This is a genomic window from Micromonospora arborensis, from assembly GCF_003205615.1.
Taxonomy (GTDB): Bacteria; Actinomycetota; Actinomycetes; order Mycobacteriales; family Micromonosporaceae; genus Micromonospora; species Micromonospora arborensis.
On sequence record NZ_PYBV01000004.1, the window covers coordinates 1 to 22,155 of the forward strand.

The 22,155-nt window shown below is 70.8% G+C and carries 13 protein-coding genes; 6 read left to right on the forward strand and 7 right to left on the reverse strand.

All coding sequences use genetic code 11. The annotated features are described in order from the left end of the window. Positions 1–81 precede the first annotated feature (81 nt). Both C7C45_RS02930 and C7C45_RS02935 read right to left on the reverse strand, forming a co-directional pair. Positions 82–4,977, reverse strand: coding sequence for an SCO7613 C-terminal domain-containing membrane protein (locus C7C45_RS02930; protein WP_110562081.1), 4,896 nt, complete (start codon positions 4,975–4,977; stop codon positions 82–84). A 150-nt stretch (positions 4,978–5,127) separates the two neighbouring features. Then, positions 5,128–6,555 (reverse strand): UDP-glucose dehydrogenase family protein, encoded by a 1,428-nt coding sequence (locus tag C7C45_RS02935; protein WP_110562082.1) that lies wholly within the window; start codon positions 6,553–6,555, stop codon positions 5,128–5,130. A gap of 249 nt (positions 6,556–6,804) precedes the next feature. On the opposite strand from C7C45_RS02935, the gene C7C45_RS02940 reads away from it, so the two are divergent. Next, positions 6,805–7,974, forward strand: a complete 1,170-nt coding sequence (locus C7C45_RS02940) for an acyl-CoA dehydrogenase family protein (RefSeq protein WP_110562083.1) — start codon at positions 6,805–6,807, stop codon at positions 7,972–7,974. A gap of 436 nt (positions 7,975–8,410) precedes the next feature. On the opposite strand, the gene C7C45_RS02945 is transcribed toward C7C45_RS02940, so the two are convergent. Genes C7C45_RS02945 through C7C45_RS33870 form a run of 5 tightly spaced genes read right to left on the reverse strand, consistent with a single transcriptional unit; the run spans position 8,411 to position 11,643 of the window. Continuing rightward, on the reverse strand, positions 8,411–9,490 hold the full coding sequence (locus tag C7C45_RS02945) for a hypothetical protein (protein WP_146247237.1): 1,080 nt from the start codon (positions 9,488–9,490) through the stop codon (positions 8,411–8,413). Next, on the reverse strand, positions 9,487–10,491 hold the full coding sequence (locus tag C7C45_RS02950) for a hypothetical protein (protein ID WP_110562085.1): 1,005 nt from the start codon (positions 10,489–10,491) through the stop codon (positions 9,487–9,489). Before C7C45_RS02950 ends, C7C45_RS02945 begins: the two co-directional genes overlap by 4 nt. Before the next feature lie 37 nt (positions 10,492–10,528). Then, positions 10,529–10,855, reverse strand: coding sequence for a hypothetical protein (locus tag C7C45_RS02955; RefSeq protein WP_146247238.1), 327 nt, complete (start codon positions 10,853–10,855; stop codon positions 10,529–10,531). A 30-nt stretch (positions 10,856–10,885) separates the two neighbouring features. Beyond that, entirely contained in the window at positions 10,886–11,317 is a 432-nt protein-coding gene (locus tag C7C45_RS02960) for a YbaB/EbfC family nucleoid-associated protein (protein WP_110562087.1), read from the reverse strand. Beyond that, a complete protein-coding gene (locus C7C45_RS33870; protein WP_167454625.1) occupies positions 11,314–11,643 on the reverse strand; it encodes a YbaB/EbfC family nucleoid-associated protein in 330 nt (109 codons plus the stop codon). Before C7C45_RS33870 ends, C7C45_RS02960 begins: the two co-directional genes overlap by 4 nt. Before the next feature lie 117 nt (positions 11,644–11,760). Here C7C45_RS33870 and C7C45_RS02970 point away from each other — a divergent pair, with 117 nt between their 5' ends. The 5 genes from C7C45_RS02970 to C7C45_RS02990 all read left to right on the forward strand — a co-directional run bounded on the left by C7C45_RS02970 (position 11,761) and on the right by C7C45_RS02990 (position 21,817). Beyond that, positions 11,761–15,288 (forward strand): S8 family serine peptidase, encoded by a 3,528-nt coding sequence (locus tag C7C45_RS02970; protein ID WP_167454626.1) that lies wholly within the window; start codon positions 11,761–11,763, stop codon positions 15,286–15,288. A 217-nt stretch (positions 15,289–15,505) separates the two neighbouring features. Continuing rightward, positions 15,506–16,132 (forward strand): RNA polymerase sigma factor, encoded by a 627-nt coding sequence (locus tag C7C45_RS02975; RefSeq protein ID WP_244200217.1) that lies wholly within the window; start codon positions 15,506–15,508, stop codon positions 16,130–16,132. Then, positions 16,125–17,012, forward strand: coding sequence for a hypothetical protein (locus tag C7C45_RS02980; RefSeq protein ID WP_167454627.1), 888 nt, complete (start codon positions 16,125–16,127; stop codon positions 17,010–17,012). Before C7C45_RS02975 ends, C7C45_RS02980 begins: the two co-directional genes overlap by 8 nt. Before the next feature lie 111 nt (positions 17,013–17,123). Then, on the forward strand, positions 17,124–17,681 hold the full coding sequence (locus C7C45_RS02985) for a YcxB family protein (protein ID WP_146247240.1): 558 nt from the start codon (positions 17,124–17,126) through the stop codon (positions 17,679–17,681). Between the two features lie 452 nt (positions 17,682–18,133). Further along, the gene (locus C7C45_RS02990; RefSeq protein ID WP_110562092.1) at positions 18,134–21,817 is read left to right on the forward strand and encodes a S8 family serine peptidase; all 3,684 of its coding nucleotides are present in this window, start codon (positions 18,134–18,136) and stop codon (positions 21,815–21,817) included. Positions 21,818–22,155: the final 338 nt, after the last annotated feature.

Here is a 22,155-nt window from a genome sequence, read left to right on the forward strand (position 1 = left end):
ACCCCACTCACAGATCGGCGTGGGGCGGGACGGCGTGGGGCGGGACGGCGTGGGGCGGGACGGCCGTGGGGACCGTCCGATTCACCTCATGCCTCGTAGGGCGGTCTGCAGGCGGTCCTGGGCACGGCGGCGGCGCTCGTTGCTCGCGCCGAGCACGAGCAGCAGGATGCCGACCGGAATGAGCGCCAGCCACGGGCCGAGGCTGAACAGCGCGTGGATCGCGGTGATCGCGGTGACCGACGCGCCGACGATCACCGGTGCCTGCTGCCGGCTGGACGAGCCGAAGATCAGCACCGCGACCGCGCCGAGCAGCAGCAGCATCTGCCGCAGTGTGCTGGACTCGGTGGCCAGCACGATGGCCAGTGTCGGCACGAAGGCGGTGACCAGTGCCGGCCCGTACGCCACCCAACTGCTCAGGTCCGGTCGGTGGCGCAGTTCCAGGACTCCGACGAGAAGGGCCAGCGCGGCGAACGGCAGCGTGTACGCCTCGGGCAGCGCCACGTCGGCGACCCGCATCAGGATCCACCACGCGGTGATCTCGCAGACCACCACCGCCCAGAACAGGATCCGGCGTTCCACCGGCCGGCGACCGGGGCGCGTCGCCGCCACTCCGAGAACCGCACCCCAGGCGGCCAGCAGGGCGGCGATGTGTCGGGGCGAGTCGAAGGCGAGGGCCAACGCGATAAGCGCGGCGGCGTAACCCGTCCACTCCACAGTCGACGCCTCCCGCTGCGCCTCGGGACGGCGCAGCCGGGGCAGGGTCGCGGCGAGCACCTGCAGGACCGCTCCGACCGCGAGCACCCCGAACGCGGACCAGACCGCGGCCAGCCCAGCGACCAGGCCGGCGGTGAGGACGAAGAGTTGCGCCATGAGTGAGGCGAAGAGCCAGCCGAGGATGCGCGCCCGCTGGGTGGTGCCGAACAGCGCCCCCACCGCGCCCACCGCGACACCGCTGCCGAGGGTGAACAGGGTCAACTGACGGTCGGCCAGACTGCCGGCGAGCCCGGCGCTGCCGCCGGCCAGACCGATGGCGAACACCAGCACCCGGGCCAGTCGTAGCGAGCGGGCCCGCTCGGCCAGCGGCGGCGGTGGGGTCAGCGCGAGACCGAGCATCGCGATGGTGAAGACGGAGAGGGCGGCGACGGTGCTGGCGGGCCAGCCCCGGCCCAACGCGATGGGTGCGATCAGCAGGGTGACGGCTGCCCCGGGCAGCACCACAGGCACGGCCCGGGACCGCCGCCCGCCGCTGAACCCGGTGGCGGCCAGCGCGGCGGTCGCGGTGAGCAGCAACGCCGTCAGCACGTGGGTCGGGTTGACCACATCCGCTGGCGGGGTGAGCAGCTCCGGCGGCGGGCCCTGCCAGATCCGGCTCAGTGTGCGGTGTGGGTCGACAAGTGCGGCGACCAGCGCGGGTGCGATCGAGGCGAGTGCCAGGGCGGTCGGAAGGGCCGCCGCGGCCAGTGCGCCGGCAGCCGGGTTGACTCGCCAGCGTCGTCGCTCCGGGTCGTTCGGCAGCCGCCGTAGCGCGCCGTCGAGGCGTACCGCCCAACGCCGGACCGGTTGAGCGGACCCGGTGGGCGGCACGGTGGCCGCTCGGATCAGCTCGGCCAGCACACCGAGCAGGGCGGCGGCGGCCGCGTAGACGCCTGCGGGAAGACCGGTGGGGATCGCGGCGAGGGCGCAGATGGTGGCCCCGCCGACCACCGCGGCGCTGACCCAGGGCAGATACTGCGGTACCTGCCGGCGGACCGCGGCCACGGCGGCCAGGCCGAGGCTGGACGCGGCCAGCGTGGCGGTCAGCACCACCTGCGCCGGGTGTTCGAATTCGGCGGCCATTGCCGCCACCGCGCCGGGGAAGGCCAGCAGCGCGGCACCGATCGCCGCACCACCGATCTGTACCAGGTGTGGTGGCATTCCCTCGGTGTCGATGTCGGTCACCCGTGGGCCGGCCAGGACACGTGCCAGCGTGGCCACCACCACGCCGATCAGCGCGATGCTGCCCAGGGCCAGTGCCGTGGTCCAGGGACGGACCAGGCCGGCTCCGGCGGCGTGCAGCGCGACCACCCCGGCCACGGTGGCCCGCGACAGCCCGGCGCGCGCCTCCTCCGTGGCCACTGCGGCCATCCCGTAGATGGTGGCGACCATTCCGCCGACCAGGACCGGCGACCACCAGGCCAGGTCGAACGCCGCCGGTGCGCCGATCGTGGCGAGCACCACCGCCACGCCGGACACGTCCCAGCGCCAGGGCGGGGGGAGCAGGATGCCGGCGGCGAGCGCCAACAGTGCCAGCGCCACCGGCGCCTGCCAGGTGGCGCCGCCAACGGGCGCGGCCGGCCAGCCGCTCAGGTCGCCGTTCCAGATCGGGCCGGGGGTGGCCAGCACGCCGACCCCACCGCGCACCGCCGACCAGCCGGCGAGTACGCCGATGAGGAGCCCGCCGATGGCGAGGCCGAGGATCGGCCCGCGTCGCCACTCCTCCGGCATGGTGCGGGCCGCCACGGCGACCATCAGGACCAGGGCGGCGGCCACCGCCAACTGCCCGCCCGGGGCGAGCACCGCCCCGATCCGCACCAGCGTGGCGATCAGGGCGGTGGTGACCGCCGCTGCGGCCAGGTCCGAGCCGTCGAGGGAGAGGTCGGCGCGGCGGCCGGCGTCGATGGATGGGGCCAGGAAGAGCAGCACGGCCGCGACCAGCAGGAGCGCGCCCACCCAGGCGTCGGCGACGGTCGCTCCGGGCGCCCCGAACGCGGCGGCCGTGACCAGCAACCCGCCCAGTCCGGTGCCGACCGACAGCGGCGCGGGGATGCGGCGCTGGGAGACCTGCACGACGGCCGCGTAGCCGAGGGTCACGCAGACCGCCAGGAAGCTGGCCGCCAGGACCGGGACGGTGACTTCCCGGAGGCTGGCCGGGGTGAGGGTCGGGTCGTTCGGCAGGCTGGCGGCCACGAACGCGGCCACCGCCCCGGGCAGCGCGAACGCCGCGCCGCCGGCGGCCCAGGCGGTGACCGTGTCGGAGGCGGCCGAGGCGATCCGGACCCGTGGTGCCAGCGCGACCAACGTGCCGGCGGCGAACAGGGTGAGCAGGACCGCAGCGGTGAGCGTGGGACGGGACAGGCTGGCGCCGGCGCCGAAGAGGCCGACCACCGCCGCCCCGATGGCGTGCGCCACCGCGGCTCGGTCGGTGCGGGCGGAGAGCCCGATGACCCCGATGCCGATCGCCGTGACCACCATCGGCCAGGGCGCTGCCGCCCAACCGAGACCGAGCGAGGCCGGGACGGCGAGCGCGGTCAGCGCCGCGCCGGCGACCGCGAACTCACGACGGATCTCCGTGGGCAGGGCCAGCACCGCCGCGATGGTGAGCAGGAACGCGGCGCCCGCGAGCTGCCAGGTGGTCGGCCCGACCGCGGCGGCCAGCTCGGCCGGGTACCTGTCGAGGTCGGCACCCCAGGCGGGCAGAGCCGCCCGGACCGGTGCCACCCCGGCACGTAACGCGCCTCCGGCGACCACCAGACCGCTGACGGTCAGCGCCACCGCCGAGGCGATCTGCGGGCCCCGGCGGGCCGCCTCGGGAACCGCGCGCACCGCCAGCCCGGTCGCCGTGATGACCGCCGCGATCAGCAGCAACGCCCGACCGGGGAAGGCCACCGAGGCGATTCGGCTGAGCGCGCCGATCACGGCCAGAGTGACGATGCCGGCCGCGACGTCGGGCAGCGGCGGGCGACGCAGCACCAGCGCGCCGGCCAGCCCGACCGTGGCGGCCAGCAGCAGCACCACGCCGGCCCCGGTCGCGATCGGCACGGTCTGCGCCCGGAGGAGGGCGGTGACCGCGTACGCCAGGGCGACCGCGACCGCCACCGCGTGCAGGAGCCAGGTCAGCTCGCGCAACCCGGGCACCGGGCGGGTCGGCCGCGGATCGGCGGAGCCCGCGCTGGCGTCGATCAGCTCGGCGGCCTCCTCCGGGTCGCCCTCGGGTCGGGCCTCGGCATTGCGCTGACGAGGTGCCGACGTGGTGCCCGGCGACGGCAGGTCCGGCCCGACGGGACGTTCCAGGGCCACGCCGGAGCGGGCCAGCCAGAGGTCGACGAGGGCGACCAGGGCCAGCACCAGCGCCCAGCCGCCCGGTCCGGTGATCCGGTCGTACGCCAGCAGCGGCAGCACCGGCTGCGCGGCGAGCACGGTGGCGAAGCGGGGTGCGCGCAGATTCGTCCAGCCGGCGTACCCGAAGGCGACGCCGGCGGTGACCGCGAAGATCACCCCGGCGAAGACCGTGGCGGAGGCGTCGCCGGCGCCGATCCGTTCCACGGCCCAGAGGGCATTGCCGGCGAGCGGCACCAGCAGCAGGCCGACTGCGGCGATGGTCTCGGCGGTCGAGGTGAGCCCGCGCCGGGCCAGCGCCGGCGGGGCGAGCAGCATCAGCACGGTGGCCAGGAGCAGGATGCCGAGCCGGGCCAGCGCGTCCATCGAACTGGTCGCCACCGCGGCGAAGACCACCGCGGCCACCCCGAGCAGCAGCGCGCCCAGCCCGAGGGGGATGTTCTGCACTTCGCGCGACGACGCCTCCGGGGGGTGCTCCGGATCGTCCGCGTCCAGCCAGGAGGCCCGGGGCGGGGGCGGCGGCGGGTCCTCCGGGGCGGGCGGGGTGCCCTGGCGCGGCACCCGGGGCGGGGCACCGGTGGTGGCGGTCGGTGGCCGCCGGCCGGGGCGTCGGCGCAGCACTCGGCGTGGCCGGGTGGCCTGCTTGAGTCGCTCCTCGCTGGCGTGGGCGAGGATGTCCCGCTGGAAGAGCGCGGCCTGCATCTTGGCGGCGATCTGCCGCTGCTCGCGGGCGATGGCGGCGTCGCGTGCCTTCATCTCCGCGATCGAACGCTCGATGTCCGCCAGATGCTCGACCCACTGCGGCTGATCAGCCCCGCAGTGCGGGCAGTGGACGGCCGGCTTGATTTCCCGGCCGCACGAGGAGCATTGAAAGTTCGCCACGACACCCCTCCACCCGCACTGTGGACTTCCACTGTCGCAGCATGCCCAAAGCTGGCGCGGATTTCGACTCTTGTCGGCGGGTCCGGGGCAAACAGACGACACCGGCCGGCCACCGAGACGCTCGATGGCCGGCCGGTGTCGGTCGTTGCGTCAGGGGCGGCCCATACCCCGGTACTCCCAGCCGGCCTGGGTCCACAGCGCCGAGTCGAGGCAGTTGCGGCCGTCGACCACCTTGCGGCCGTTGACCAACTCGCCGAGGGCGACCGGGTCGGCGTTGCGGAAGTCGGCCCACTCGGTGAGGACGCAGACCAGGTCCGCGCCGGTGACCGCCTCGTTGATGCCGTCCTCGTAGGTCAGCTCGGGGACTGCGCGGCGGGCGTTCTCGGTGCCCTGCGGGTCGTACACGTGCACGTCGGCGCCGGCCTTGTGCAGCAGTGCGGCGACGGCGAGCGCCGGGGCGTCGCGAACGTCGTCGGTGTTGGGCTTGAAGGTGGCGCCGAGCACGGCGATCCGGGTGCCGGAGAAGTCCGGGCCGGCCGGCCCGGAGCGGCGGCCGAGCAGGTCCGCCGCGAGCTGGAGCACCCGGGTACGACGGCGCAGGTTGATCAGGTCGACCTCGTGCAGGAAGCGCAACGCCTCGCCGGCGCCCAACTCCTGAGCACGGGCCTGGAAGGCCCGGATGTCCTTGGGTAGGCAGGCGCCGCCGAAGCCGAGGCCGGCCTGGAGGAAGCGGTTGCCGATGCGCGGGTCGTACCCGATCGCGCGGGCGAGTTGGGTGACGTCGCCACCGGAGGCCTCGCAGACCTCGGCCATCGCGTTGATGAAGGAGATCTTGGTGGCGAGGAAGGCGTTCGCGGCGACCTTGACCAGCTCGGCGGTGGCGAAGTCGGTGACGACCAGGGGCACCTCGCGGTCCTCGGTGGCGGCCAGATCGAACACGCCCTTGTGCGCGGCGTAGAGCATGCCGTTGGCCCACTCGCTCTTCACGCCGACCACGATCCGGTTGGGCCGCAGGACGTCGTCGACGGCGAAGCCCTCCTGGAGGAACTCGGGGCTCCACGCCACCTCGACACCCAGGTCGTGGGGGGTGTGCTTGCCGACGAGTTGCTCCACCCACTCGGCGGTGCCGACCGGCACGGTGGACTTGCCGACGATCAGCGCCTTGCGGGTCAGGTGCTGCGCGAGCCCGGTGACCGACGCCTCGACGTACGACAGGTCGGCGCCCATGCCGTCGGCCCGCTGGGGGGTGCCGACGCAGATGAAGTGCACGTCGCCGAAGTCGGCGGTCTCGGCGATGTCGGTGCTGAACCGCAGGCGGCCGGCGGCGAGGTTGCGCCGGAGCAGCTCGTCCAGGCCGGGCTCGTGGATCGGCACCTGACCGGCGTTCAACATCGCGATCTTGTCTGCGTCGACGTCGAACCCGAGCACGTCGTAGCCCAGTTCGGCGTAGCAGATGGCGTAGGTCGCACCGAGGTAGCCGGTCCCCAGGAACGTCACCCGCGGCCGAGGCGCGCCCGAGGGCGGAGTCACCGCGGCGATGGCGGGGGTCGGCTGGATGGTGGGGTAGGGGATCGTCACGCCTGTCTTCTCCGCTCGCACTGGCGGCGCGTCGTCGCGTCGCATTCTGCTGCGGCGCCTGGGCGGGGCACCGGTGGGTGGCTCACTGTTGTCCACCATCATTGCCTAGCAGCGTGGGTGCACCCTCATGCCCATACCTACGCGCCGGTAACATCTCCTGAACTGCAGTCGCTAGTCTTCAGTCTGCGCGGTCGGCGGTTCGGAGTCGTCACAGACTGCGCATGATAGCGGTGAAGAGGAGGGGCCGACATGGCCGCAGGGGAGTCGTTCGACGTCTACCGGTTGCCGGAGGAGCACGAGGCGATCCGGGAGGCGGTGCGTGAGGTCTGCGCGGCGAAGGTGGCCCCGCACGCGGCCGAGGCCGACGAGACCGGAGAGTTCCCGAAGGCGTCCTACGACGCTCTGCGGGCGGCCGACTTCCACGCCCCGCACATCCCCGAGGAGTACGGCGGCGCGGGCGCGGACGCGCTGGCCACCGCCATCGTGATCGAGGAGGTCGCCCGAGCCTGCGCGTCCTCCTCGCTGATCCCGGCGGTGAACAAGCTTGGCACGATGCCGCTGTTGTTGTCCGGTTCCGAGGAGCTCAAGCGCCGCTACCTGACGCCGGTCGCGGCCGGTGAGGCCATGTTCTCGTACTGCCTGTCCGAGCCGGAGGCGGGCAGCGACGCCGCCTCGATGACCACCCGGGCGGTGCGTGACGGGGATCACTGGGTGCTCAACGGGGTGAAGCGCTGGATCACCAATGCCGGGGTGTCCGAGTTCTACACCGTCTTCGCCGTCACCGACCCGGCCGCCCGCTCCCGGGGCATCTCGGCGTTCGTGGTCGAGAAGTCCGATGCCGGCGTGAGCTTCGGCGCACCGGAGAAGAAGCTCGGCATCAAGGGCTCGCCGACCCGCGAGGTCTACCTCGACAACGTGCGGATCCCCGCCGACCGGATCATCGGCGCGGAGGGCACCGGCTTCGCCACCGCGATGAAGACCCTGGACCACACCCGGGTCACCATCGCCGCGCAGGCCGTCGGGATCGCGCAGGGCGCGCTCGACTACGCCAAGGGGTACGTGGCCGAGCGCCGCCAGTTCGGCAAGGCGGTCGCGGAGTTCCAGGGCGTCCAGTTCATGCTCGCCGACATGGGCATGAAGCTGGAGGCGGCCCGGCAGCTCACGTACGCCGCGGCCGGCAAGTCCGAGCGCGGCGACGGCGACCTCACCTACTTCGGTGCGGCGGCCAAGTGCTTCGCCTCCGACGCTGCCATGGAGATCACCACCGACGCGGTGCAGTTGCTCGGCGGGTACGGCTACACGCGGGACTACCCGGTCGAGCGGATGATGCGGGACGCCAAGATCACCCAGATCTACGAGGGCACCAATCAAGTGCAGCGGATCGTCATGGCAAGACAACTGCTCAACGGCATCGTTTAGGCTGTTTTCCCAGCTCAGGGCCGTGGGGGCTGCTGAGTTGATCTTTCGGTTGGCTTCGACTGATCCTGGCTCGTTTCGCATGCCATGCTGGTCAAATGCTGGCCTGTGAGCTGATGCATTTCTATCGACTGATCTGCATCGACCTTTGTGGACCCACCTACCCGATCATCTGATTGGTTATCGCCCATGGGTAATCGGCAGCCCTGCGGCTGGCTGCTCGCGGGGCGCGAGCCGCCCACCGTTGCCCGCCAGGCCCTGACCTGACTCGGGGGCCGGGGCGGTACGGGTTCGGACGGCCGAACGGTGGCGTCCGGTGCGCCGGGATCGGGTATGACAAAAGGGGTGGCCAGACCGGGTCTGGAGTCCCCGGTCGTGGCGGCGCCCACCCGGCGGTGGGGGTGGGGCCACCGGGCGGCGCAAGGATCGGGCAGCTCGGCTATCGGGCAGCCGCTGGACCCGAGGCCGTCATCCGGACGTCGGCCTCGAAGCCGGTCAGTTCCGTGGGCGCACTCCGGTCGCGAGACGCCGAACGCACCGCTACCCTGGCCTTCACCCGCAGGTCGAGACGGGTCTCCTGGCCGGCGGCGACCTCGACGGTCACGGTGGCGGGTCGGACGCCCACCGCGCCCGCACCGCCCAGCGGCGGCCTCGCCGTCACCGTCACCTCGTGTCGGCCCGGTGGGAGGCGGTAACACCAGGTGCGCCAGGAGAGCGGGCGCCCGGCTCCGTCGATGAGCAGCGACGGCCACGGCAGCCAGGCGTTCGGGTCCACCGATGGTCTCGCCGCGACCTGGGTGCCGTTCCAGACGTACTCGCGGGTGGCCGTGGCGGTGACGACGAGGACGCCGTGGCCGCCGTCGGCGAGGCGGGGCGGGGGAGTGCCGTCGCCGAGGAACGCTCCGGTCTCCGCCGTGCGTGCGTCCGCGTCGACCTCGTGGGACACCTCGGCACGGTACCGGCGGTCGACCCGGCGTTTCGCCCGGATGATCAGCACGGTCGCCGCCGCCGTGATCGCGAACAGGGCGGCGACAAGGGCCGCGTTCGGCCGAACGCCGGCCGCGTCGGCGACCAGCGCGACGCAGGCCAGGGCCAGGAAGGCGGCAGCGATCCCGGATACTCCCGATCCCAGCCGCCGCCGTGCCGGGGCGGACACGAGTACCCCGTCGGCGCCACCGAAGGAGGCCGGCGTCCAGTACTCCAGCTCGGCGATCTCCCCGGCCCGGAGACGTACCCGTCTCGCCGTCTCCGCCGACAACCGTCCCCGCACCTCGACGAGATGCTCGCCAGGGTCGGTCACCACCACCATCCGACCGACGCCGTGCCACATCGGCTGGTCGTCGACGCCGACCGCCTTGGCCGATACCCAGTTGGCCGGGTCGGTGGTCCTGGTCCGGATCCGTACGGATATCCCGGCCTTCCCGGCGGGCAGACCGGGGGCGGGCTGCCCCACCGGCCAGGCCACGGTGGATGCTCCCGGGAACGGCGTCGGCGGTAGCAGTCTTTCCCATCGGTTCATCGGTTGGTGTCCAGTGCCTCGTCGATCTCGGTGTCGGACATCTGCGGGTCGCCGGCCTGCTCGTTCTTGATCCCGCCGGTACTGACGTTGACGAACGGTCCGGCATAGCCCCGCCAGTCCGCCAGGACCGAGGTGGCGATCCGGACGCCGGTCGACAGGGTGGCGCTCGCGGCGGAGAACTCGATCACGCTGCTCCCGACGTTCGTCTTCAGTGCCCCCGGCAGGAGCTTGCCGAGCAGGGCACCGATCTTGTTGAGCAGGGTGATCACCCGGTCCACGATCCGCACCGCGCGCGAGGTCGCGGCGGTCGCCTGCACCGCTGTCGCCGCCCCCGCCGCGGCGACCGATCCACCCATCGTCGGGGCGGCGAGGGCCATCGCGGCGACCCACTCGATGATCATCCATTCGATCAGGGTGGCCATGATCCCGATGATGATCTGCTGTGCGGCGGCCATGATCTTCGAGAACAGCGTCAGCAGTCCGGCGATGGAAGCCGCCTCACCGCCGGTGGCCTTGATCGCTTCGCTGAACTCGGTCAACCGGGCCTTCGCCGCGTCGGCATCCTTGCCCTGCCACTCGATGAGCTGGTCGGTGGCCGCCTGCAGGGTCGCCGCGCCCAGTGGCACCAGCGCCGCGCCGAGTTCCTGCCACTTCTGCGCGTACGCCTCGATGCGCTCGGCGTTGCCGGTCAGGAGGCTCAACAGGTCCTCGAGTGGCTGGACGAAGTCGATGAGAAAGGTCAGTCCGGCCGAGATGAGCCAGTTCAGGGGATCGATCGCGAACGAGACCGCGTTGCCGACGAGGTCGGCGGCCCCGGCGTAGATGTCCGACCACTCACCCTCGCTGATACCGGTGTAGAGGTTCGCCGTCGCCTCACCGAACGGCAGGACCGACTTCGGGTCGAGGTCGACCGCGTCGGTGATGCCGAGATTGCCGGCGTACTGGCTGTCGTCGCCGCCGTCGTTGCTGAGGTAGGCGTCGTTGTCGTCCAGGTCGGTCACGAGACCCCACCCCCGTCACGGGCTCGCCGCGTACGGGTCACTTTCCGCCGCCCAGTTTCTCCTGGAAGCGCTTGAACGCCTGCTCGAGCGCCTCGTCCAGTTGGCAGTAGCGGTTCGCCGTCTCGTGGATCGCGCCGCACTGCGAGTTCAGTGCCTCGGAGATCTTTCTGATGTGATCACGGGTCTCTGCGGCCTTCTGGTCGTACGAGCCCTTCATCAGCAGCCCGAGCGCACCCCACAGCACGTCGGGTGGATCGGCGTCCTGTAGCCCGTCCGCGATCTGACCGGCGCTCGTTCCCAGTCCCTTTAGCACCTCGGCGGTGCTGGTGAGCTTGTCGGTCGGCACCACGACTCCGTCACCCACCGGCATTCCCTCTCTGCGTCGGACGTACGGTCATCGGTGCCGCTCCCGGTGCTGCTCGACCGCATCGCGGACGTGCTCGGGGATCGCCTCGCGCACCATCTCCAGGGTGCGGCCGGCACCGAGGGCCGACCCGAGTTCGGCCAGTTTGAGCGCCCGCGCGGCCTGGGCCTCCCGGATCGCGGTGAGGATCATCTCCGCGAGGTAGCGGCCCCGGCGCAGGGCGGTGTCGGGGATGTCCAGTGCGGCGACGATCCCGTCGTGGTCGACCTCGGCCCGCACCGTCCCGTCGCTGGAGAATCCCTCACCGGTCAGATCGCCGACCTGCTCGACGTACTGTTCGTAGCGCCCGATCGCGCGCCGGTTGCTCTCCCGGATCCCCTCGACGAACGCCAGCACCTCCTCGGGGTGGTGGAACTCCCGCTTGGACCCCGAACCGGTCCGCCCGGAGGGCTGTTCACTCACCGCGCACCACCGTCCCCGCCATCGAGTTGGGTGCGCAGTTGCGCTGGCGTCGGCAGCGGAGCGAACGGCGGACGCGTACCGGCGCCTAGAATGTCGGCCATGATGGCCGACAGTTCCTCGGCCATCCGGGTGTTCGCCGCCCGGATCGTCGCGACCACGACCTGGCCCAGTTCGGCGCCACCATAGTGGAACGCGCGGGTACTGAGGTGAAGGTCCCGTACTGCGCCGCCCGGACCGACCACCACGGTCACCGCATGGTCGTCGCTGGTGACCTCCACGGACGCCTCCGTGATCGCCTCCTGTATGCGTCGCGTGCGTTCGGTCATCGCGTGGGGGTCCACGGCTGGCGCTCCTCTCGCTCCGATGCCAGCGAACGCATCCGGATTGCGAACCACCATAGGGGTCGGAGGCGTCTCGTGTCCGCCCGTGATCGCGCCGTCGCAGTGCCGGTCATCGCCGCGAGACAACCTTCCATGTCCCCGGGACGTGGAAGGAGCGTGACGGACCAAGCCAAACCACTGTCGACGGCGGATGCCCCCTACGCGGCATTCGTCGAGGTGGCCTGGCAACGCCATATCCGGTTGGCGCTGGTCACAGAGCTGAGGAGTCGAATGCGATTCAGACGAGGAGTCGGCGGCGGAATGGCCGCGGCCATGCTGGTGGCGGGCACCGCACTCGCCGCAGCGAGCGCTGCGAGTGCCTCTGCGCCACCAGCCTCCGTGCAATCATCGGCGGCCCATGGCCCCGTGCGTACGGTCACCCTGGTGACCGGCGATCAGGTGACAATGTCCCCCGACGGTGCTTCCGTGTCGGCGAAGGCCGGCCCCGGTCGAAAGGGTGTCACCTTCACGATCACACAGGGAGACGGCCGCGTACGAGTGGTTCCCAGCGACGCGGTGTCGTTGTTGGCGGCCGGGCGGCTGGATCCCCGGTTGTTCGACGTGACGGGCCTGCTGGAGTCCGGGTACGACCGCCCGGATCACTTGCCTTTGATCGTGACCGGCGGCAAGGGTGCCACGGCCACCACGACGCGCCACAGCATCGCCGGGGTGGGCGGGCTGAGCGAATTACGCGACCTGCCAGCGGTCCGTGGTGTGGCGGTACGCCAGTCACGCGGAGCGTCGGTCACGTCGTGGCGTGCCCTGACCGGGGGGAGTCCGGCGCCACGCTCTCTCCGATCCGGGGTGGGGAAGGTTTGGCTGGACGGTCTGCGCAGGCCGACCCTCGACGTGAGTGTGCCGCAGATCGGTGCCCCGGCGGCCTGGCAGGCCGGCTACACGGGCATGGGCAGCACCGTGGCGGTGCTGGACACAGGTGTTGACGACACCCACCCGGACCTGGCCGGGCAGGTGGTCGGCCGACAGAACTTCACCGAGGACCTGGAGCCCGGCAGCGACCTGTCGGGACACGGCACGCACGTCGCCGCGACCATCGCTGGCACGGGTACCGCCTCAGACGGAAAGTTCAAGGGTGTGGCGCCGGGGGCGAAGCTGCTCGACGGCAAGGTCTGCACCGTCGACGTCTGCGCCGATTCGTGGATTGTTGCCGGGATGACGTGGGCGGCGGCGGAACAGCACGCGAGGGTGGTCAACCTCAGTCTCGGCGGTATGGACGACCCGGAGGCGGTGGATCCGGTCGAGGAGGCAGTGCAGACGCTGTCTGACCAGTACGGCACCCTGTTCGTGATCGCCGCAGGAAACACCGATGGCGGCATCGTCGAGGGGGAAATTTCCTCACCCGGTACCGCGCCGGCTGCCCTCACCGTCGGTGCGGTCGATGACACCGACGCGCTGGCGGGCCTGTCCCGTCGTGGCCCTGGCCCACAGGACGCGCTGAAGCCAGATATCACCGCACCTGGTGTGGGCATCACGGCAGCGCGGGGCAAGGATGCGACCAGGGTTCCCGGCAACCAGGGCGAGCAGCACACCACGCTGTCCGGGACGTCGATGGCGACCCCGCACGTGGCTGGCGCCGCGGCGATCCTGGCGCAGCGCCACGCGGGGTGGTCGGGGCAGCAGCTCAAGGCGGCACTGATGGCCACGGCTCAACCTACTGCCGGGACTGCTGTCTACGGTCAGGGTGCCGGGCGGGTCGATGTGGCCCGGGCAGTCGGGCAGGCCGTCACCACCAGTCCGGCGAGTATCAGCTTCGGTCTGCAGGGGTGGCCGCACAACGACGATCCGGTTCTGACTCGTGAGGTGACGTACCACAACTTCGGCTCGGTGGATGTGACGCTGGACCAGCGCCTGAATACCTTCGGCGCTGACGGCAACCCGTCACCGGACGGGATGTTCACCGTCAGCGCCGCCACGGTGATGGTGCCGGCGGGCGGTGAGGCGACCGTATTCGTGAAGGCCGACACCCGCACGGCAGGCCCTGACGGGTACGCCGGGGGATGGCTCACGGCCACGGCCGGTGACATCGTGGTGCGGACGCCATTTGCGGTGCACAAGGAAACCGAGAGTTACGACGTCACCTTGAAGCACATGAACCGCGCCGGTTCGTCGCCGGACGTGTCCCATACCCGGCTGTGGCGAAACGACAGGGACAACCTGCCATACGACACCGGGTACCTGTTCGGCGCGGAAGGCGACAGCGTCACCTTGCGGGTGCCCAAGGATGTGTACACGCTTGTCAGTTCGTCGAACACGTCGGGTAGCGGCCCCAAGGGAAGTGGCGGCGAAGATGTCCTACTCGCCCAGCCGGTGCTCGAGGTGGACCGACCCCGGACCGTCGTCCTCGACGGTCGACTATCTCAGCCGATATCGATCACCGTGCCAGAGCCGACGGCGAAGGTGGCGAGTGCGGGGATGCGAGCGGTCGCCAAACGCGGTGCCTACACCGCCGCCACAACGATACTCGGAACGACCTTCGAAGGGCTGTATACGGCCCGAATCGGACCCGATGTCCGCAACGAGGACTTCACCGTGAGCTTCGGCGGGCAGTGGGCCAAGCCGAAGCCGGACGGGACCTTCGACGACAGCCCCTACGCCTACCTGCTGAACTTCGCTGAACAGGGCCAGATGATGACCGGCTACAACCGGCAGGTTGCCGACCGGGACCTCGCACGGGTGCAGGTCCACTTCGCCCGCGCCAACCCGAACGCCTCGACCGGTATCAGGCGGGTTCAGGGCGGGACCGCCTTCCCCGCCGCCATGCAGTTTCAACTGCCCTTCACGCGCACCGAGTACTACAACAACAGCCCGGACGGTTGGTTGGGAATGTTTTCCGAAGCTTCCGACGATGGCGTCCTGACCAGCGTTACCGCAAACTCGTACGCCACCTACAAGCCCGGCCGTACCTACCGTGAGGTGTGGAACAAGGGCGTCTTCGGCCCTGCTTCCCCGCCCCGCTTCTTCTTCGAGGGCGCTACCCGAACCGGCGACACCATCTCCGTCGACATACCCCTTTACAGCGATGGCGCTGGCCGGGAAGGAGACAGCCTGACCGAATCGTTCACCGCAACCCTGTCCAGGAACGGCACCAAGATTGCCGAAACCGACCAACCCCGCTTTCAGTCGTTCAACGTCTCGGCCGCCGACGCGTCCTACCGGCTCGAACTTCGGGCGAACCGCGACCCGCAGCTCGAACTATCCACCACGACGCAGGTCGCCTGGGAGTTCCGCTCCAGCCACGTCGACAGCACCACCCCAGCACCGCTACCGCTGTGGACAGTCCGCTTCAGCCCGAGGCTCGACAGTCACAACACTGCCCCCGCGGATCGCACCGTCGCGGTGCCGGTCATCGCCACCCCGCAAGCCGGCTCACGCGCCGGCCAGCTCACCAACCTCACCGTCGAGGTCTCCTACGACGACGGTGCCACCTGGAAAGCCGCTCCCGTCGAGTCCGGCCAAGCGCAAGTGAGCCACCCCCACGGCCGAGGTTTCGTCTCACTACGCGCGAAGGCGATCGACGACGCAGGGAACACCGTCGAACAAAGCATCATCCGCGCCTACCGCTTCGGCTCATGACAGAACCACCCGGCTTATCACTGGGCATCACCTGCTGACCCTTCCCACGGACGTCCGGCGCGGTGGCTACGGCCGCCGCGCCGGTTTCGTTTTCTCGTAGGCGGTATCGGCGCGGCTTACGAACCTGTCGGCACTCGCCGGAAACCTGCGGGAACTGTCCACGCGGCTCGCGGCAATAACAGGTGTCCTGGGAAAACGTCGAGAGGCCGGAAGCAACGTGATCGGACAGATCTGGGCCACCGAACGCACCCGGTCCGGTAGGGATGACGAGCCCGACGATGCCACGGTCCTGAAGCGGTCCCGCCACGACCCCGAGGCGTTCGCCGTGCTCTTTCAGCGGCACGCCGGTCAGCTCCTGCGCTATGTCGGGCGCCGGATCGGACCGGAGGCCGCCGAGGACGTCTTGGCGGACACGTTCCTGGAGGCGTTCCGACAGCGGCACCGCTACGACCACAGCCGGCCGGACGCCCGGCCGTGGCTGTACGGAATCGCCACGAACCGGATGGGGCGCTACCGGCGTACCGAGCTGAAACAGCTGCGGGCGACGGAACGGACCGGTACGGATCCGGTACTGGAGGCGTTCACCGAGCGCAGTGACGCCCGGGTGAGCGCGGGCGCCCTGGGTCGGCGGTTGGCGGGCGCGCTCGCCCGGCTGCCCCGGGGTCACCGTGACGCGTTGCTGCTGGTGGCGTGGGCGGACATGACGTACGAGGAGGCGGCGGAGGCGCTCGGAGTGCCTGTCGGGACGGTCCGCTCCCGGATCAGTCGGGCCCGCAGGAGATTGCGCGAGGAGTTCGGTGGAGTCGATCCCAGGGCGGCCGAGAAGGGGCTTGTCAATGAATGAAATCGAGGTGCTGCGCGAGATGCGTGCGAATGTTCCCGTTCCAGGTCCGGAGGAGTTGATGGGTGCGCAGGAGCGGTTGAGGGCCGCTTCGGCGGCTGAGTCCGGCCGGGTGGCGACCCTGGCGCCGGGACGTTGGTGGCTGCCGCGCCCGGCGGTACGCGTCGCGGTGGCCGCGGCGGCGGTCGGCGTGGTGGCGGTCGGCGCGGTGGTCGCCGCGGGAGGTGGCGTGCCAGTCTCCGGTAAGGATGGCGCCGGCTCGGCCGTGGTGGCGGAGCAGCCGCCGAACCTGCAACTGGTCGCCGCGGCGCAGGCGACCGGGCGGACCAGTTTCAAACTGACGGTGTCGCCCTCGGACCAGAGCGCCCGGGCGGTGCAGGAGGGCGCCTACGACCCGGTGGCGAAGCGCGGGTTTCTCGCCTGGACCGACCAGCACGGCAACCGCATTGAACAGCGGGTCATCGGCAGTGATCTATATTTGATCGCCTCGGTGGACGGCCGGCCGAGCCAGGCCCGGAAGGTGACCGGTTCTGGCCGGGGATTCCGCATCTCGGGCGTGCCGGCCGGTGGCACGCTCGACGACGGCGAACGCGTACTCACCGGGGTGGATGGCGCTCTCTCGGTCGATCCTGACAAGGTCCTGGAGATCCTGGCCGAGGCGGGCACGGTGGAGAAGGCGGGAAGTTCCGGCGGGGTGGCGACGTACACGTTCCGGTACGTACTGGAGAGCCTGTCGGAGCAGACCATGGTCGGCACCGTCGAGGTGCGCTCGGGCAAGGTCAGCAAACTGACGTACGCCCTGGCCGGGCACCCGCTGTCGGAGACCGTCATGGTGTTCTCCGACTACGGCACGCCGGTCGACGTCGAGCGTCCTGCCGTCTGACAACGGTCCAGGGGTGCGCTGACCCGGGGCCCGGACAACCGGGCCCCGGTGTCGTCCTGGCGCACCTTGGCCGCGGCACCGCGGCTGCGGGTCCACGTACACTGCCCTCTCATGCCATCCGAGCACGTCACCGTCCGTTCGGTTGAACTCAGCTACACCCTCACCCAGCAGGACTGGCTTGACGGCTTCGTCGCCCACCGGCGCCGCATTCGGCGTCCCTGGCTGGTCCCGGTACTGATCGTCGCCGCGCTCGTCGGGCTCGTCCGCTCGAACGGCTTCCGGGCCATGTCGGCGACTGACGTCGCAGTCCACGCCACGGTGGGGCTCACCGCCGTCGGGCTCGGCCTGCTGATGTTCCGGCTCCTCATCGGCGCCCGCTGGATGTATCGATGGCAGGTAGGCAGGCTCATGCGCGGGAATCCCTGGCTGTCCGAGCCCATCCGAGCCACCGTGGATGACACCGGGTTACGTCTCACCAGCGCAAGCCGGAGCGAAACCGCCGCCTGGTCCCAATACCTGCGGTATATCGAGACGGACCAGTCGTTCGTTCTGCGCGCGTCCGCGCGGCTCGGTGCGGCCGTACTCGTGCTGCCCAAGCGCGGGCTGGTGACGGGCGATCCCGCGCCGCTGCGGGAGTTGCTCGAAACCCACTGCCACCAAAGCGCCTGATCAACGCAGCCCGGCAGCGCCTACGCCGACGACTGAGCCGTCGACCGCGGCGAGCACGTTCCGTGCGATCGATGTGTCGGGAGTCGATCGGCACGGTTGTGTCACAACGCCCCCCGCGGAATGGGCGACGTTGTTCCGACCGCATCTCAATCCAGGCCATTGAATGATCGCCTCATTCAGCCCTCCGGGTCGCCATGCCCGAGTCGACGAGCCGGTCGATGGCTTTCATCCGGCGCGGCCCGGGGCCAGCCCGTGGGCAGCGCCGGGTCGCTGACCATGGCTTTGGCGGGTGCAGCCGCCTCACCCATCGGGAAACAGCCAAGATTTACGGCCGAAACAAATTGCCGGAACATTAGGCTCTGCCCTGCCCTTGTTGATCAACTTGAGGAAACGTGTTGCTACCTCCACGCCTCCGCGGACGTGGGCCGATAGCGCTGTGCACCGCGCTCGCGGTGCTCGCCCCATCGCCCGCCCTGGCCTCGGCCGGATCCGCTGCACTCCCGACCCCATCCACCGTCGCGGCTGCCGCACCGTCGGCTCCGGCGACCACCCCCACCGTCACCCTGATCACCGGTGAGAAGGTCACCGCCACCAGGTCGGCGGACGGCAGCCTCAGTCCTCAGGTGCGCGACACCGAGGGCCGGCTGACCGGGTTCACCTCGTCCAGGGAAGGAGGGGACACCTACGTCTACCCGCACGGCGTGCTGCCGTACGTGAGTGCCGGGCTGCTCGACAAGCAGCTGTTCAACCTCTCCGAGCTGCTGGCGGACGGATACGACGACGCGCAGCGCGACCAGCTCCCGCTGATCGTCACCTACAACGCCGCCGCTGCCCGCTCCCGTAGCGCCGTGGCGCCTGAGGGCGCCCGCGACGTCCGCAGACTGGACAGCATCCAGGGTGCCGCGCTGAACGTCGACCGCTCGGAGACCTTCTGGTCCTCGATCACCGGCGGCGGGGAGATGACCGCCCGTTCCACAGGTAACCAGCTCGCACTCAGCGGCGGCATCGCCAAGATCTGGCTGGATGGCAAGGTCAAGGCTGATCTCGCCGATAGCACCGCGCAGGTCGGCGCCCCCCAGGTCTGGGCGTCCGGAAACACTGGCAAGGGTGTCGACGTCGCCGTCCTGGACACCGGCATCGACGCCGACCACCCCGACCTCGCCGGCCAGGTCGCCGCCACCGAGTCCTTCGTTCCCGGGGAGACGGTGAAGGACGTCTTCGGCCACGGCACGCACGTCGCCTCCACCATCGCCGGCACCGGCGCGGCCTCGGGCGGCACGGAGAAGGGCGTTGCCCCGGGCGTGCGACTGCACGTCGGCAAGGTCCTCGCCGACGACAACTTCGGCCAGGACTCGTGGATCATCAGCGGCATGGAGTGGGCCGCCCGCGACCAGCACGCCAAGATCATCAACATGAGTCTCGGGGCCGACCCCAGCGACGGCACCGACCCGATGATTGTTGCGGTCAACGAGCTCAGCGAAGAGACCGGGGCGCTGTTCGTCATCGCTGCCGGTAACACCGGTCCCGGTCCGTACACGGTCGGCACCCCCGGCACCGCGGACGCTGCGTTGACCGTCGGTGCCGTCGACGGCAACGACGCCCTCGCCGAGTTCTCCAGCCAGGGCCCGCGGGTCGGCGACCGGGCCCTCAAGCCCGACCTCACCGCCCCCGGCGTGGGCATCCTGGCCGCCCGCTCGCAGTACTCCGCCGGCGAAGGCTTCTACCGCCTCGGCGACGGCACCTCGATGGCCACCCCGCACGTTGCCGGCGCCGCCGCGCTGCTGGCCGCCCAGCATCCCGACTTCACCGCCAAGCAGCTCAAGGAAGCCCTGGTCAGCACCGCGAAGCCGATCGCTGGGCTCAGCCCGTACCAGGGCGGCAACGGCCGGCTGGACATCGCCGCCACCACGACCGCGTCCGTCGTCGCCACCACCAGTGCCGACTTCGGGTACCCCGAGTGGCCGACCGCCCCGAAGGGAACGGTCGAACGGGAGGTCCGTTACACGAACCTCAGTGACAACGCTGTCACCCTCGACCTCGCGGCGACCGTCGACGGTGGCCCGGAGAACCTCTTCACGCTGTCGTCCCCGCAGGTCACCGTCCCGGCGCGCGGCGTCACCTCGGTGACCGTGGCCACGGACTTCGACCGTGTGCCGGCCGACAACCCCTTCGCAGGTTTCCTCACCGCCACCGATGCCTCAGGCGCGGTCCGCACCCGTACCTCGCTCGCTGTCGGTCGTGAGGGCGTGCGCCACCACCTCACCTTCAAGGCCAAGGACCGCAGCGGCAAACCGACAGGTGGAGATCTCCTCCTGCTCGGGCCGGACAACACCGTCGTGCAGCAGCAGATCGATGAGACCGGCACCCTGGAACTCCGGCTTCCCGCCGGCACGTACTCGGCGTGGCTCAAGACCGACCTTGTGGGCGCGAACGGGCCGAACTCGCGAGGGCTCGGCGTGCTGCCGGTCCCGGAGATCACCCTCGACGAGGACCGCACCGTCAATTTCGACGCCACCAAGGCCCGCCGGGTCACGGTGAGCACGCCGAAAGACTCGACCTTGGACGGTGCCCGCATCGGGTTGTCTCGGGACCTCGGCGGCAACGTCTGGAGCGACGGGTGGCTCCTGGATTCCTCGTACGACAGCGTCTGGGTGCTGCCCACCGACCGCAAGGTCACGAAGGGCACCTTCAGCTTGAGCACCCTGTGGCGCACGGTGCAGCCCGCCCTGACGGTGGCGGCCGACGGCCGTGACTACGACGACCTGCGGGTGCAGCGGGCCGGAACGCCTCTGCCCCAGGGGAGCCAACACCTCGATGCGGTGTTCGCCGGCGAAGGCGGCAGCAGCGGGTACGCCAAGCTGAACGCCCGCGGCAAGGCCGCCGTGGTGCGCCGCAACGACGCCGTACCCCTGGAGCAGCAGGCTGCGGCTGCGGCGTCCGCCGGTGCCCGTGTCCTGCTCGTGGTGAACGACGGCACCGGGCGCCTCGCGCCGTGGCCGGGTTCGGTGTGGGCACCGCAGGACCCACCGCCGGTCACCGTGACCACCCTCACCCGGGACGAGGGCGAGCAGCTGATCGCCCAGATCAAGAACGAGAAGCGGGTCCGGCTCGACGTCACCTCCCACCCGACCACCGAGTACGTCTACGACCTGATCCACGAATACACCGGTGCCGTTCCGGCGGACCTTGCCCAGCGGGTCACCCCACACGACCTGGCCCGAGTCAACATGTCCCTGCGGAACTGGCGTCCAGGCCAGGCGATCGAGACTCGCAGCGGTTTCACCGCGTCGGGCTCGTCGATCAACCTCGATTACCACGAGATCCCGGCGCGCGGCGAACGCACCGACTGGGTCACCGCCGGTACGCGGTGGACCACGGACGTCGCGCTGCCGAATGAGCAGGCGCAGGTGACGGCACCCACCACCTACCGGGCTGGCTCGGTCCAGGATGAGCGGTGGTTCGGCCCGGTGCAACGGCCCCGGCTGCTGACGACCAGCAACGTCTTCCGGGGCGACGGTGACGGGATCACCGCAGTGATCCCCGGCTGGGGCGACTCGGGCACCGCGCACGAGGGCAGCACCCCCGGCAACGGGGCCGTCGACAACAGCCTACGGCTCTACCAGGGCGACAAGCTCGTCGGCGAGGCCGACCGTACCCAGCCGATGTTGACCAGCGACGTCCTCAGCCCGGAGCCGCTGCCGTACCGACTCGTGTCGGAGAACAAGCGTGACGGCTGGGCCGGGCCGTACTCCACCGCCACCAGGACGGAATGGGGCTTCACCTCCGCCAGGATCAAGCCCGGCGTCCTGTGGTGGGAACCGTCCCTGATCCAGCTCGACTACGCCGTCGACACCGACGTCGACGGCAAGGCGAAGCGCAACGCCGAACTCACCGTCACCCCGGTGCACCTGCCGACGGCGACCGAGGCGTCCGCCATCCGCACGGTGACGGTGGACGTGTCCTACGACGACGGCGTCACCTGGCACCACACCAAGCTCAAGAGCAAGGGCGACGGCTGGCGTACGCGGATCGACGCCCCGCGTACGGCAGGTTTCGTCACCCTGCGCACCACGGCCCGGGACGCCCGGGGGAACAGCGTCGAACAGAGCATCACCCGGGCCTTCGGCCTTCGGTGAGCTAGCGGAGGGCGGGGACCGGCATCGGTCCCCGCCCTTCGTCTGCCCCGGCCCGCGCGCCGGCTCAGGGCTCGGTGCGGTCGCGGTGGACGCGGCGTGACCCCCCACACAGCGGGAACGTCGGATGGTCTCTGGGCGTTGCCGACCGGAAGAATCACCCCACCCCCGCCACGACCCCGTCTCGACCCTTTTCCGCTGCCCACCGTCGGGCACCCACGCCGTGCCCCCGCATCCGTGGATGCGGTGACGTCGTGACGCACGACCTTCCGCAGAGAGATCGAGATGATGAAGCAGTTGGTGGACAAGACCGGACCCGGTGCCCGGGTGGAGACCACGGG